The following is a 13447-nucleotide window of genomic DNA, read 5'->3' as shown; positions in this document are numbered from 1 at the left end:
GGGCGCGGCCACGCCATTGAACGGGAGTGCGGTACATGGATTTCGAGATTCCGGAGGCGCTGATCCATCCCCTGCTGGCGATGATCGAAACCGGTTCGCCGCTGGCCCGGCAGCTGCAGCAGCATGGCGTGTGCCACGGCAATATGCTGGTGTCGAGCCAGCTGTTCGACGCGCACGCGCTCAGTTCGCTCTATACGCTGAGCAAGACGCAGAACGAGCGCGCGCTGATGTTCCAGATGCTGGCGCTGGACAATATCTACAACGCGCCGCAGGCACGCGTGATTCCGGGGCTGGACCAATTGGTGGCGGGCCTGGTCGCGTACCTGTCGCGCGATGCCATCGACGGCTGGCTGTACCAGCGCAACCGCGACGGCGTGCTGCTGCCCTGGCTGGTGCGCCGCATGCGCCAGGTGTCGCCCGAGCAGGGCATGCCTTACGTGGTGGTGGACCTGCTCGCCAATACGATGCAGTCGGCCAACTCCGCGCTGACCGACCACCACCTGCGCCGCTCGGGCATGACCACGTCGATGGTGATCACGCGGGACGATATTGCCAATCGCACCATCCCGGAGTTGCTGGCCGAATTCGGCTTCTACAAGGAGTGCGCGGAATTCCGGCAGGAGTATGAACATCACGCGCAGCGCTTCGTGCGCTGCCAGCGCGCCTTCGGCGCGCAGTTCGTCGCGACGCGCGCGGCGTTCTCGGTCGATGCCAAGGGCACGGCGGAGCTGATCCCGTTCGCCGATCTCGCCGGCGCGCGCTGCGTGAATGACGAGGAACGGCTGGAGCGCCGTTTCGAGATGACCTGCGACCCGTCGTTCTGGCGCGAGGCGGGCATCATGGAGGGCTTCGAGCGCGTGCCGCTGCATGGCTACGTGCACCTGTTCCACCTGGAGTGGCACCGCAATATCTGGGTCCACGTGCAGCACCTGGCCGAGTACCGCTACCAGCCCGCGCTGCGCGACAAGCTGGTGCTGCCCGCGCACCACCGCGACCTGATCGACATCCTGACCTCGCACATGGACATGCTGGCGCCGGACTTCGTGCCCGGCAAGTCAGGTGGCACCACCATCCTGTGCCAGGGCGCGCCAGGCCTGGGCAAGACGCTGACCGCCGAGGTCTATGCCGAGGTGGTCGGCAAGCCGCTGTACCGCGTGCACTCGGGGCAGCTGGGCACCACCGCGGCGTCGGTGGGGGCCACGCTGATGACCATCCTGCGCCGCGCCATGCGCTGGAACGCGATCCTGCTGCTGGACGAGGCCGACGTCTATATCCGCCGCCGCGACAACGACCTCGAGCACAACGCCATCGTCGCCGAGTTCCTGCGCACGCTGGAGTACTTCAGCGGCCTGCTGTTCATGACCACCAACCGCATCGGCGACGTCGACGATGCCATCCTGTCGCGCTGCATTGCCACCATCCACTACACCACGCCGTGCCGCGAGGATGCCGTGCGGCTGTGGCAACTGCAGGCGGCGCAGTTCGGCGCAGAACTGGACGATGCGCTGATCGATGCGCTGACCGACGCATATCCCGCGGCAAGCGGGCGCGACATCAAGGAACTGCTGAAGCTGGCAACGCGCTACGGCAAGGCCAAGGGGGTTGCGCTGTCGATGGACGTGTTCCGGTTGTGCGGGCAGTTTCGCGGGATCGGGTAACCAGGTTGTCTTTTCCGCGCCCTGCGTGGCTCCTTGACCGGACTGGCGCCATGGCAGGACGGCACGGCGCGCGAGCTGCTACGAAACGGCCAGGACGGCCACCTCTTCCCTGGCCGTCCGCTGCACAGCGCGGGCGGTCGCTGGCACCAACTGCGGATACCCGGTTTCGGCACCGCGCATCGATGCCATCACCGCGTGCAGGACCTCGTCGACCTGAATGTACGCCATCGGGTGGAGACGCTCGGCCCCGGCCAGCTGCCGCCGGTCCATCGCTACGTGCAGCACCTTGTGCAAGGCCATGTCTTGATAAGGGCCAGTCTTCCTGGGGCTCGCGGTGGCAAAAAGGCTGACAGTCTTTACCTTGAGTGCAATCGCCAGATGGAGGGGGCCCGTATCGCCGGTCACCAGCACCTTCATGCGCTGAATTACGGCAAGAAGCGTGGGCAGCGTGGTTCGGCCGACGTAGCTGACGACGCGTTGCCTTTCCTGCACCGTCAGCCCGGACAGCAACGCGTTCTCCAGGCTCCTTTCCCTATCTGATCCGATGAGCGCGATCTCGATGTCACCCGCCTCGGCGAGCAGAGCCTTGGCCAGCCTGATGAAATGCTCGATCGGCCAGCACCGGACCGGCTGCGAGGCGCCCAACTGGAAACCGATAACAATGCGCCCCGGCGAACCACTGGTGACAGCACGGACGGGCGCGAACATTTCGGGGTTGGATGTGTCGCAGCCCAAATGGCCCACCAGGTCCAGCTTGCTCTGGATCAGGTGTCCCTCGTCGCATGTCCAGGTGGCTGCTTCGAGCCACCGTTCCTGGCCCGGCAGTTCATCATCGTAAATGTTCTTGAACAGGTAAGAACAGCCGGCGAAGACCGCGGCGATCAAGTCATAAGGCGCTTTCGAATGCAGGATAACCGCCAGCTGCGGCTTGCGCTTTCGTAGTCGCCAAATGGTGGCCACGATGCTCTTGGCCTTATGGTCCCAGAAAACGAAATCGTCGATATATGGGCATGCGCTGACAAGGTCCCGATTCCTCGGGTTTGCCACCAGCGTAATACTGGCATCCGGATATCTGTTCCGCAGGGCCCGGATCGCAGGGGTATTCAACATGAAGTCACCCAGGGCCGTGGTCGAGAATACGACAAGCCGGCTGAACCTTTGCTCGTCCACCGGCGGGCAGGTGGCCTTGGGCCCGATACTAAGGAGTCGGTAGGCCCCAATGCAGATATTGGCCAGCCATACCTTCCACTGCTTTGACATGCTTGTTGCTCACTGCTGTTTTGCTTCCTGCTGCTTCTACCAGGGCTAGCCCCGGTTTTAACAGGCTGCGCCGTGTGCCGGGGCTTATTGGATAATTCTCGAAGAATCTCCCCGATCGATATTGTCCATACCGAAGTCGAAATTGCGACCCGAAGCGGGATAAACGCAGTTTTGCGATCGCCGGCTTCAATTGATGGACATGCTAGCCAAGGCTTGGCGAGGAAGAGGGTCGGAAAGGTCCGGAAGTTTATCGGAATTATCGGCAAAATTTGACCCAGCCTTTAGGGGTAAATGGGGACGAACCCCGGGCTGGCCGGCCAAAGCCGGCTTGTTTGCGCAGTTTCGCGTTGACATACTGCGGCATACCGGCACAGGAAGGCCCGGGTATGATGGCGCATCCGTCCAGGCAACCGCCCCCCAACCTCCGATGAGCCTCGACCACGCCGAACTCCACGCGCTACGCCCCTACCTGTTGCGCTTCGCGCGCCTGCAGCTGCGCGACGAGGCGGTGGCCGAGGATGCCGTCTCCGAAACGCTGCTGGCGGTGCTCGAGCATCCGGAGCGCTTTGCCGGCCAGTCCGCATTGCGGACCTACCTGGTCGGCATCCTGAAGCACAAGATCATCGACGCGTTGCGCAGCGGCAAGCGTGAAGTCCGGCTCGCGCTGGCTGCCGGCGACGATGGCCAGCCGCAGTCCGACGACGACGCCTTCGATGCGCTGTTCACGCGCAACGGCCACTACCAGGACCCGCCTTCCGACTGGGGCGACCCGGAACGCGCGTTCGAGCGCCGCGAGTTTTTCGAGATCCTGCAGCTATGCGTGGACCGCCTGCCGGCGCGCACCGGCCGCATCTTCATGATGCGGGAATGGCTGGAGCTGGATACCGAAGAAATCTGTCAGCATTTGCAGATCAGCGCGACCAATGCCTGGGCAATGCTCTACCGGGCCCGCATGCGCCTGCGCGAATGCCTGGAGCTGCACTGGTTCGGCCAGCGTGGCCGTCCCGGGAAGGCGGGTTGAGCCTGCCGACATCCCCGCTATCGAACCGCCACGACCAACATGCCGGAAACCCCGCCTTCCCGTCCCCCGCGCCGGCTGCTGCCGGACTGCGAAGAGGTCCACCACCTGACCATGAAGAGTATGGACGTGCCGCTGTCCTGGGCGGAGCGGCTGCGCATGCGCTCCCACCTGGCGATCTGCGATGCCTGCACCCGCTTCAGCGCGCAGATGCGCACGCTGCGCGAAGCCATGCACAGGCTGGGGCGCGAGGAATAGGAAAGGGCCAACGCTTGCGCTGCAATGCGGTTCAGTTAACGACCGTCGTTCCCGCGCAGGCGGGAACCCAGTGACTTTTTCCACGAAGGGACGTGAAAGACGCTGGATTCCCGCCTGCGTCGGGAATGACGGTAGTGATTGATGCCGCAACCGAACGGCATTCGCGCTCGGCCGCTCAGGCGCGGGCGCCTTCGCCGTAGGGATCGAACGTGCCGGCGCGGCTGCCTTCGGTAAAGGTGTCGAAGCCGCGGCCCGGGGTGGCCGACACGCCGCCGCGGTCCAGGCCGGCCACGGTGCGGGCACCGTCGGTGAAGGGGTCGGCCTTGCCGGTGCGGGCGCCGTCGGTGAAGGGGTCGGCCTTGCCGCTGCGGGCGCCATCCGTGAAGGCGTCGTGGCTGCGGAATTCATAACCATACTTGTCACCCGGCACGCTGCTGCGGAAGCTGTAGCCGTACTTGTCGCCAGGCAGCGTGTCGGCGGTGGCGGCTTGCGCGGCGCCCAGCGCGGCCAGGGACAGGAACAGGGCGGAAACGAGGCGGGTGGTCTTGGTCATGATGGTTTCTCCGTTAGCTTGTTGAATTTGTCAGAAGGCGTTGCTTTGTGTGTGCGCCGTTCATGTACAGAACTATAGGAGTCCAATGGCAGGGTAAGCGGGTGCTTTGACGGACGAGTTATTCAAAAATATTGAATTGTCGCCCCCGACCCTGCTTGCCCGGGCCATGACGCAAATGTAATGACCCCGTTGCCCGAATGACCGCCGTCCCTCGGTTAAACTTGCGGCTCGCTGCCAAGGCACCAGCGGTGCCAGCGGCGCCGATCTCACGATTTCATGCAACGCCTGCTCCTCGTCCTCCTAGCGCTCGTCCTGCCGCTCCAGTTCGCCTGGGCGGGAGCCGCCGCGTATTGTGGGCACGAGGCCGCGGCGTCGGCCAAGGCGCATTTCGGCCACCATGAGCACCGGCACCAGGCCGGCAGCGGCATGCAGGACCCGTCCGCCGATCCTGCGCAGGACAAGGCCAAGCTGAACCTGGCCGATCCCGATTGCGGCGTCTGCCATATCGCCTCGCTGCCATTCGCGCGGGCCGATGCGCAGGACCTGCCTGCGCTGCGCCGCGTGGAGCTGGCGCCGCCGGTGCCGCAGCCCCGCTTCTCCTCGCACAGCGCGCGTGCCCCTGACCGCCCGCAGTGGCCGCGTCTCGCTTAGCCGGCGAGACGACGCTTCCCCGCTTCCCTGATCCTTTCCGATCGCCCGCTGGCGTCATGACCGCATGACGCCAGCCGTCTCGCCGAATTCCCCCGGTTTTCTCCTGGTGCAATTCGATGCGAAGACTCTTGCTGCCGCTCGGGCTGGCGGCCGTGTTATCCAGCCCATTCCCCGGCGTCGCGCAGACGCCGCCCGCCGCCGTGGCGCTGCCACTGGCTCCCGCGCCGGCCGGCACACCGGCCCAGACCCTGACCCTCGATGCCGCGCTGGCGCTGGCTGAAGCCGGCAGCTTCACGCTGTCCGCCGCTGGCAAGGAGCTCGACGCGACTGAAGGCGACCTGATCCAGTCGCGCGTGCTGCCCAATCCGGAACTGGCGGTGTCGATGGAAGACACGCGCAAGGCGTCGCGCTCGACCACCGGCCAGGTCAACCTGCCGATCGAGCTCGGCGGCAAGCGTGCCGCGCGCATCGGCCTGGCCGAGCGCGGGCGCGAGCTGGCGCAGGCCGAGCTGGGCAGCACCCGCGCCGAGTTGCGCGCCGCGGTGATCGCGCGCTTCTTCGGCGTGCTGGTGGCGCAAGAGCGCGTCCGGCTGGCCGAGGGCTCGGTGGGCATTGCCAGCCAGGCTGCCGATGCCGCGGGCCGCCGCGTGGCCGCCGGCAAGGTGGCACCGCTGGAAGCCACGCGCGCCAGGGTGGAGCAGGCCAACGCCGAGCTGGAGCTGGCCGAGGCCACCGGCGCGCTGCAGTCCGCGCGGCAGTCGCTGGCGGCGCTGTGGGGCGACAGCGTGCCGCGTTTCGCGCAGGCGCGGGGCGATCTCGATACGCTGCCGTCGCGGCCCGCGCCGGCAGCGTTGCAGGCGGCGCTGGAAGACTCGCCGCTGCTGGCGGCAAGCCGCCTGGCGGCGGAGCGCAGCCGTGCCGAAGTGGCGGTGCAGCGCAGCCGCCAGTATCCCGACGTGACCGTGAGCCTGGGCGCCAAGCGCGACAACGAGGCCAACCGCAACATGGCGGTGCTGGGCGTGGCGATTCCGCTGCCGCTGTTCGACCGCAACCAGGGCAACCTCTACGCGGCGCTGCGCCGTGCCGATGGCGCGCAGGATGCGCACGCCGCAGCGCGCGTGCGCCTGCAGGGCGAACTGCAGCAGGCCTCGACGCAGCTGTCGGTGTCGCGCGCTGCGGCGCAGACGCTGCAGGCCTCGGTGCTGCCCGCGGCCGAGCAGGCCTACGCCGCCGCCTCGCGCGGGTTCGAGGCCGGCAAGTTCAATTTCCTCGACGTGCTGGATGCCCAGCGCACGCTGTTCCAGGCGCGCATCCGCTACCTGGACGTGCTGGCCCGCACCTATGACGCGGCGGCCACCATCGACCGCATCCTCGGACACTGATACGGAAGCTGCAACATGGCAATGAGCAAGCAACAACGGGCCGCCGTGGTGGCCATCTTGGTCGCGGGGCTGCTTGGCGGCGCGGCGATCCTCTTCACCGGCAAGGGCGGCAGCGCCACCGGCGACGCCGCGCATGGGCATGCCGGACATGGCGACGAACACGGGCACGAGCATGGCAAGGGAGGGCAAAAGACCGGTGACAAGGCGGGGACGCATGCCGACGCCAGCACGCCCGCGGCGCAGCGGGAAGCTGAAGGCAAGCCGCACGTCATCGCGCTGACGCCCGCGCAGGTCGAGCAGGCCGGCATCGGCATCGCCACTGCCGCCGCGGCGGCGCTGCGCAGCAGCGTCGATTTCCCCGGCGAGATCCGCTTCAACGACGACCGCACCGCGCACGTGGTGCCGCGCGTGGCAGGCGTGGCGCAGGCGGTGCCGGCCAACCTGGGCCAGCCGGTGCGCAAGGGCGAGGTGCTGGCGCTGATTGCCAGCACCACGGTGGCCGAGCAGCGCAGCGAACTGCTGGCCGCGCAGAAGCGCGAGGCGCTGGCGCGGGCCACCTACGCGCGCGAGAAGACGCTGTGGCAGGAGAAGATCTCCGCCGAGCAGGATTACCAGCAGGCGCGCACCGCGCTGGAAGAGGCGCAGATCGCGGTGCAGAACGCGCGCCAGAAGCTCACCGCGATCGGCGCCGCCGAGGGCGGCGGGGCGGGCGGCGCGCTGAACCAGTTCGCGCTGCGCGCGCCGTTCGACGGCGTCGTGGTCGAGAAGCACCTGTCGCTGGGCGAAGCGGTCAAGGAAGACGCCAGCGTCTTCACGGTGTCGGACCTGAGTTCGGTATGGGCCGAGTTCGTGGTGTCCGCGCGCGACCTGGACCGCGTGCGCGTGGGCGAGGCGGTCACGGTGCGCTCCAGCGCCTCCGCCACGCAGGCCGAAGGCAAGGTGTCCTACGTCGGCGCGTTGCTGGGCGAGCAGACCCGCACCGCCAAGGCGCGCGTGACCCTGGCCAATCCGGGCACGGCGTGGCGCCCCGGGCTGTTCGTCACGGTCAGCGTGCTGGGCGCGCCGGTGCAGGTGCCGGTGACGGTGGCGGCCGACGCGGTGCAGCAGGTCGATGGCCAGAGCGTGGTATTCGTCGCGGTGCCAGACGGGTTTGCGGTGCAGCCGGTCCAGACCGGGCGCACCGACGGCAAGCTGGTCGAGGTGACCCAGGGCCTGCGGGCCGGCGCGCGCTACGCCGCGGCCAACAGCTTCATCCTCAAGTCCGAGCTGGGCAAAGCCAGCGCCGGGCATGAGCACTGAGCGGGAGGCGCGCATGTTCGAACGCCTGATCCGCTTTGCCATCGCGCAACGCTGGCTGGTGCTGCTGGCGGTGCTGGGCATGGCCGCGCTGGGCCTGTACAGCTACACCCGGCTGCCGATCGACGCGGTGCCCGACATCACCAACGTGCAGGTGCAGATCAACACCGCCGCGCCGGGCTATTCGCCGCTGGAGACCGAGCAGCGCATCACCTACCCCGTCGAGACCGTGATGGCGGGCCTGCCCGGGCTGGAGCAGACGCGCTCGCTGTCGCGCTACGGGCTGTCGCAGGTGACGGTGATCTTCCGCGACGGCACCGACATCCACTTTGCGCGCCAGCTGGTCAACCAGCGCATCCAGGAGGCGCGCGACCAGCTGCCGCCCGGCATCACGCCAGCGATGGGGCCGATCTCGACAGGGCTGGGCGAGATCTACCTGTGGACGGTCGAAGCCGACCCGGGCGCGCGCAAGCCCGATGGCACCGCCTACACGCTGTCCGACCTGCGCGAAATCCAGGACTGGGTGATCCGGCCGCAGCTGCGCAACGTGCCGGGCGTGACCGAGGTCAACGCCATTGGCGGCCATGCGCGCGCCTACGTGGTGGCGCCCGACCTGGAACGCATGGCGTCGTACGGGCTGTCGCTGGCCGATGTGGTGGGCGCGCTGGAGAAGAACAACGACAACGTCGGCGCCGGCTATATCGAGCGCCGCGGCGAGCAGTACCTGGTGCGCGTGCCGGGCCAGGTGCGCTCGCTCGACGAGATCGGCGACGTGATCGTCGGCAGCGCGCAGGGCCAGCCGATCCGCGTGCGCGACGTCGCCTCGGTGCAGACCGGCGGCGAGCTGCGCACCGGCGCGGCCACCGAGAACGGCCGCGAGGTGGTGCTGGGCACCGTGTTCATGCTGATCGGCGAGAACAGCCGCGCGGTGTCGCAGGCGGTCGACCGCAAGATGGCCGAGATCAACCGCACGCTGCCGGCGGGGGTGAAGGCCGTCACCGTGTACGACCGCACCACGCTGGTCGACAAGGCCATCGGCACGGTCAAGAAGAACCTGCTGGAAGGGGCGGTGCTGGTGATCGCCATCCTGTTCCTGTTCCTGGGCAACCTGCGCGCGGCGCTGATCACCGCGCTGGTGATCCCGCTGTCGATGCTGTTCACCTTCACCGGCATGGTCCACTACCGCATCAGCGCCAACCTGATGAGCCTGGGCGCGCTGGACTTCGGCATCATCGTCGACGGCGCGGTGGTGATCGTCGAGAACTGCGTGCGCCGGCTGGCGCATGCGCAGGCCGCCCGCGGACGCGCGCTGACGCGCGACGAACGCCTGCAGGAAGTCTTTGCCGCCGCGCGCGAGGCGCGCCGGCCGCTGCTGTACGGCCAGCTGATCATCATGGTGGTGTACCTGCCGATCTTTGCGCTCACCGGGGTCGAAGGCAAGATGTTCCATCCGATGGCCTTTACCGTGGTGCTGGCGCTGCTGGGCGCGATGGTGCTGTCGGTAACCTTCGTGCCCGCGGCGGTGGCGCTGTTTATCGGCAACCGCGTGGCCGAGCGCGAGAACCGGCTGATGGCGTGGGCGCGCCGTCGCTACGCGGTGCTGCTGGAGCGTGCGCTGGCTGGAACGCCGGTGGTGCTGGCCGGTGCCGGCGTGGCGGTGATGTTGTGCCTGGCGATTGCCACGCGCCTGGGCAGCGAATTCGTGCCCAGCCTCAACGAGGGTGACCTCGCGGTGCAGGCGCTGCGCATACCCGGCACCAGCCTGACGCAATCGGTGGCGATGCAGCAGCAGGTGGAAACCGCGCTCAAGGCCAAATTCCCGGAGATCGAGCGCATCTTTGCCCGCACCGGCACCGCGGAGATTGCCTCGGACCCGATGCCGCCGAATATCTCCGACGGCTACATCATGCTCAAGCCCGAGTCGCAATGGCCGGAGCCGCGCCGCACGCGCGACGCGCTGATCGCCGCGATCCGCGCGGAAGTGGGCAAGCTGCCGGGCAACAACTACGAGTTCTCGCAACCGATCCAGCTGCGCTTCAACGAGCTGATCTCGGGCGTGCGCTCCGACGTGGCGGTCAAGGTATTCGGCGACGACAACGCCGTGCTGGAGCAGACCGCCAACCGCATCGCCGCGGTGCTGCAGGAGATTCCCGGCGCGGCCGAGGTCAAGGTCGAGCAGACCACCGGGCTGCCGATGCTGACGGTGCGGATCGACCGCAACCAGGCCGCGCGCTACGGGCTGAACCTGCGCGATATCCAGGACGCGGTGTCGATCGGCATCGGCGGCAAGGTCTCCGGCACGTTCTTCAGCGGCGACCGGCGCTTCGATATCGTGGTGCGGCTGCCCGAGTCCGTGCGTGCCGACGTCGACGCGCTGCGGCGCCTGCCGGTGCCGCTGCCCAGGGACGCCGGCGCGCGCACCAGCTACATCCCGCTGAGCGAACTCGCGAGCGTGGAGATGGCGCCGGGCCCCAACCAGGTCTCGCGCGAGAACGGCAAGCGCCGCATCGTCGTCAGCGCCAATGTTCGCGGGCGCGATATCGGCAGCTTCGTGCCCGAGGCCGAGGCCGCGATCCGCGCGCGCGTGCAGATCCCCGCCGGCTACTGGACCAGCTGGGGCGGTACCTTCGAGCAATTGCAGTCCGCCACCGCGCGCTTGCGCGTGGTGGTGCCGCTGGCGCTGGGACTGGTGTTCGTGCTGCTGTTCGCCATGTTCGGCAATGTGAAAGACGGGCTGCTGGTCTTCACCGGCATTCCGTTCGCGCTGACCGGCGGCATCCTGGCGCTGTGGCTGCGCGGCATCCCGTTGTCGATCTCGGCGGCGGTGGGTTTCATCGCGCTGTGCGGCGTCGCGGTGCTCAACGGGCTGGTGATGCTGTCGTTCATCCGCTCGCTGCGCGAGTCCGGCTACGGCCTGGACCACGCTATCCGCGAAGGCGCGCTCACGCGGCTGCGCCCGGTGCTGATGACGGCGCTGGTGGCCTCGCTCGGCTTCGTGCCGATGGCGCTGGCCACCGGCACCGGCGCCGAGGTGCAGCGGCCGCTGGCGACGGTGGTGATCGGCGGCATTTTGTCGTCGACGGCGCTGACGCTGCTGGTGCTGCCGGTGCTGTACCGGCTGGCGCATCGCCACGACGAAGCGGCGGCGGCGCGCGCCGATGGGCAGGTGGCGACGATGGAGACGTGACCAGCGCGCCCGGCGGCCTACTGCGGCGTGCCGGGCGGCGTGCCGGGCGGCGTGCCGGGCAGCGCCCCGGGCGTCAGCACGCTCATTCCCGAGACCCCGCTCGAGGTGGTGCGGCGCTGGCTCATCAGGACACCGTTCTGGTCGAATTCGAACAGCACCGTCGAAGTGCGGATCGCGCCGCCGGCAAACAATGGCCCGATGAAGGGGATGAAGCTCTCGGGGTGGGGCTGCGAGGCAGCGAACGAGTAGACCAGGATGGTCGAGCCGTCGCGCAGCGTCGCTCGCGAGGAGGGCGGGCCGAGCTGCGCAGTGACCTCGTCGAGCGTGGAAAAACCGGGCAGGAAGTTCGACAAGTGCTCGGGCTTCACGTCGACGCCGGTGGAAACGCACGCCGCCAGCATGATGCCGGCCACAACCAGTGCGTGAACACGCTTCATGTCGTCACCGCCGTAGTTTGAAATGGCGTGCCGCGCGAAGGCGTGCGGCACGCCGTGCTCAAAGCATACAACCAATTGCCGGCCCGTAGCGACGGTGCCTGCATTCGATCCTTCATGACACCGTGAAGCTTCCCGCCCGGCCGCGGCGGCATGATGCCGATGTGCGCCGGAGATTGCGGCGCAGACAGCCCCACATGCGATTCGCGCCGCCATGCCAGAGACCATCACCGACCCCTTCGCCGATATCGACCCGTTCAGCGCCGTCACGCATCCCGACCCTTATCCCTACTACCGTGAACTGGCCGCCACCCGGCCCTTCTTCCGCGAGCAACGCCTGGGGCTGTGGATTGCCGCCGGGTCGAGCGAAGTGGCAGCCGTGCTTGCCCATCCCGACTGCCGCGTGCGCCCGCCCGCGCAGCCGGTGCCACCCGCGCTGGCAGGCACCGCCGCCGGTGACCTGTTCGGCCGGTTGATCCGCATGAACGATGGCGCCGCGCATGCGCCGCTGAAGGCGCTGCTGATGCCGATGCTGGCGGCGGTGGCTCCGGGCGTCGCGGCGCAAAAGGCCGCTGCGATGGCGCAGGTGCTGGATGCAGGCGAGGGCGCCCACGTTGCCATGCCGGCCGCGTCGGTCAACCGCTGGCTCTTCGCCCTGCCAGTCGTCACGGTGGCAGCCGTGCTTGGCCTGCCGGTGGCGCGCGACCACGGCACGGCGGTCGAGGTCGCGCAGCAGGTTGCCGCGTTCGCCGCCGCCCAGTCGCCGCTGGCGGACGCGGACACCGTGCGCGCCGGCGCCGAGGCGGCGCGGTGGCTGGGCACATGGCTGGCCTCGTCGCTCGCCAGCAGCGTAGCGGCTGATGGCCCGCTGTCGGCGCTGCAACATGCGGCACAGGCCGCTGGTATCGATGCGCAGGCGGTCGCTGCCAATATCATCGGCCTGCTGGTCCAGGCCTGCGAAGCGACTGCCGGGCTTGCCGGCAATACGCTGCTGTGGCTGGGCCGCAATCCATCGGCCAGCGGTATGCCGTTGCAGGGCGTGGTGGCGCGCGTCGCGCAGGACGACCCGCCGGTGCAGAACACGCGCCGGTTCCTTGCTGCCGATACGCAGCTATGCGGCCACGCCGTCAAGGCCGGCGACACCGTGCTGGTGCTGCTGGCCGCGGCATCGACCAGTGGCCTTGCCGACGATGCGCGGGCGTGGACCTTCGGCCAGGGCCGCCACGCGTGCCCGGGCGACCGGCTGGCGCAGGCGCTGGCCGGCGCCACGGTGGCGGCGCTGTGCGCGCGCGGCGCCGATCCGGCTGCGCTGGCGCGTGCCTTCCGCTATCGTCCGTCGCAGAACGCGCGCATTCCCCATTTCCTTTGACCTCACGGAGACCACCATGATCGCCGTCATCTTCGAAGTCGAGCCCGCGCCGGGCCGGCAGGACACCTACCTCGACATCGCCGCGCACCTGCGCCCGCAGCTCGAGGCCATCGATGGCTTTATCTCGGTGGAGCGCTTCCAGAGCCTGACCAACCCCAGCAAGCTGCTGTCGCTGTCGTTCTTCCGCGACGAGGCCGCGGTGATCGCCTGGCGCAATACGCTGGCGCATCGACAGGCGCAGGCCGCCGGGCGCGGCGGCGTGTTCGCGGGGTACCGGCTGCGCGTGGCGCAGGTGCTGCGCGACTACGGGCTCGACACGCGCGAGCAGGCGCCGGCGGACAGCCGCGCTGTGCACGACCGCGACGCGGGCTGAAGGGGCGG

12 protein-coding genes are annotated in these 13447 nt (G+C 68.5%); 9 read left to right on the top strand and 3 right to left on the bottom strand.

Translation table 11 applies throughout. From position 1 onward, the window contains the following. Positions 1–35: 35 nt before the first annotated feature. On the top strand, positions 36–1658 hold the full coding sequence (locus tag RALTA_RS26060; RefSeq protein WP_012356969.1) for an ATP-binding protein: 1623 nt from the start codon (positions 36–38) through the stop codon (positions 1656–1658). A 78-nt stretch (positions 1659–1736) separates the two neighbouring features. On the opposite strand, the gene RALTA_RS26055 is transcribed toward RALTA_RS26060, so the two are convergent. Beyond that, entirely contained in the window at positions 1737–2918 is a 1182-nt protein-coding gene (locus RALTA_RS26055; protein ID WP_012356968.1) for a glycosyltransferase family 9 protein, read from the bottom strand. A 427-nt stretch (positions 2919–3345) separates the two neighbouring features. Here RALTA_RS26055 and RALTA_RS26050 point away from each other — a divergent pair, with 427 nt between their 5' ends. Together RALTA_RS26050 and RALTA_RS26045 are read left to right on the top strand one after the other, a co-directional pair. Beyond that, the gene (locus RALTA_RS26050) at positions 3346–3939 is read left to right on the top strand and encodes a sigma-70 family RNA polymerase sigma factor (RefSeq protein WP_012356967.1); all 594 of its coding nucleotides are present in this window, start codon (positions 3346–3348) and stop codon (positions 3937–3939) included. A gap of 39 nt (positions 3940–3978) precedes the next feature. Next, complete coding sequence (locus tag RALTA_RS26045) at positions 3979–4194, top strand: zf-HC2 domain-containing protein (protein WP_012356966.1); 216 nt, start codon at positions 3979–3981, stop codon at positions 4192–4194. Between the two features lie 175 nt (positions 4195–4369). On the opposite strand, the gene RALTA_RS26040 is transcribed toward RALTA_RS26045, so the two are convergent. After that, the gene (locus tag RALTA_RS26040) at positions 4370–4747 is read right to left on the bottom strand and encodes a hypothetical protein (RefSeq protein WP_012356965.1); all 378 of its coding nucleotides are present in this window, start codon (positions 4745–4747) and stop codon (positions 4370–4372) included. 276 nt (positions 4748–5023) lie between these two features. On the opposite strand from RALTA_RS26040, the gene czcI reads away from it, so the two are divergent. The 4 genes from czcI (at position 5024) to RALTA_RS26020 (ending at position 11263) form a co-directional block, all read left to right on the top strand. Then, positions 5024–5398 carry a cation efflux protein, CzcI family gene (czcI, locus tag RALTA_RS26035; RefSeq protein ID WP_012356964.1) on the top strand — a complete coding sequence of 125 codons (375 nt, stop codon included), beginning with the start codon at positions 5024–5026 and terminating at the stop codon, positions 5396–5398. Positions 5399–5514: 116 nt separating this feature from the next. Further along, entirely contained in the window at positions 5515–6780 is a 1266-nt protein-coding gene (locus RALTA_RS26030) for a TolC family protein (protein ID WP_012356963.1), read from the top strand. A 15-nt stretch (positions 6781–6795) separates the two neighbouring features. Further along, positions 6796–8079, top strand: coding sequence for an efflux RND transporter periplasmic adaptor subunit (locus tag RALTA_RS26025; protein ID WP_012356962.1), 1284 nt, complete (start codon positions 6796–6798; stop codon positions 8077–8079). 13 nt (positions 8080–8092) lie between these two features. After that, positions 8093–11263: a CusA/CzcA family heavy metal efflux RND transporter gene (locus RALTA_RS26020; protein WP_041232659.1), complete on the top strand. Its 3171-nt coding sequence runs from the start codon at positions 8093–8095 to the stop codon at positions 11261–11263. A 17-nt stretch (positions 11264–11280) separates the two neighbouring features. Here the strand turns inward: RALTA_RS26020 and RALTA_RS26015 are convergent, their stop codons facing one another. Then, positions 11281–11700, bottom strand: coding sequence for an META domain-containing protein (locus RALTA_RS26015; RefSeq protein WP_012356960.1), 420 nt, complete (start codon positions 11698–11700; stop codon positions 11281–11283). Between the two features lie 211 nt (positions 11701–11911). On the opposite strand from RALTA_RS26015, the gene RALTA_RS26010 reads away from it, so the two are divergent. Together RALTA_RS26010 and RALTA_RS26005 are read left to right on the top strand one after the other, a co-directional pair. Then, positions 11912–13066, top strand: coding sequence for a cytochrome P450 family protein (locus RALTA_RS26010; RefSeq protein WP_012356959.1), 1155 nt, complete (start codon positions 11912–11914; stop codon positions 13064–13066). Positions 13067–13082: 16 nt separating this feature from the next. Beyond that, the gene (locus tag RALTA_RS26005) at positions 13083–13439 is read left to right on the top strand and encodes an antibiotic biosynthesis monooxygenase family protein (RefSeq protein WP_012356958.1); all 357 of its coding nucleotides are present in this window, start codon (positions 13083–13085) and stop codon (positions 13437–13439) included. Positions 13440–13447 lie beyond the last annotated feature (8 nt).

It is taken from the genome of Cupriavidus taiwanensis LMG 19424 (genome assembly GCF_000069785.1).
Lineage (GTDB): Bacteria > Pseudomonadota > Gammaproteobacteria > Burkholderiales > Burkholderiaceae > Cupriavidus > Cupriavidus taiwanensis.
Note: the sequence above shows the minus strand (reverse complement) of the source record. Positions and strands in the feature narration are given on the sequence as shown.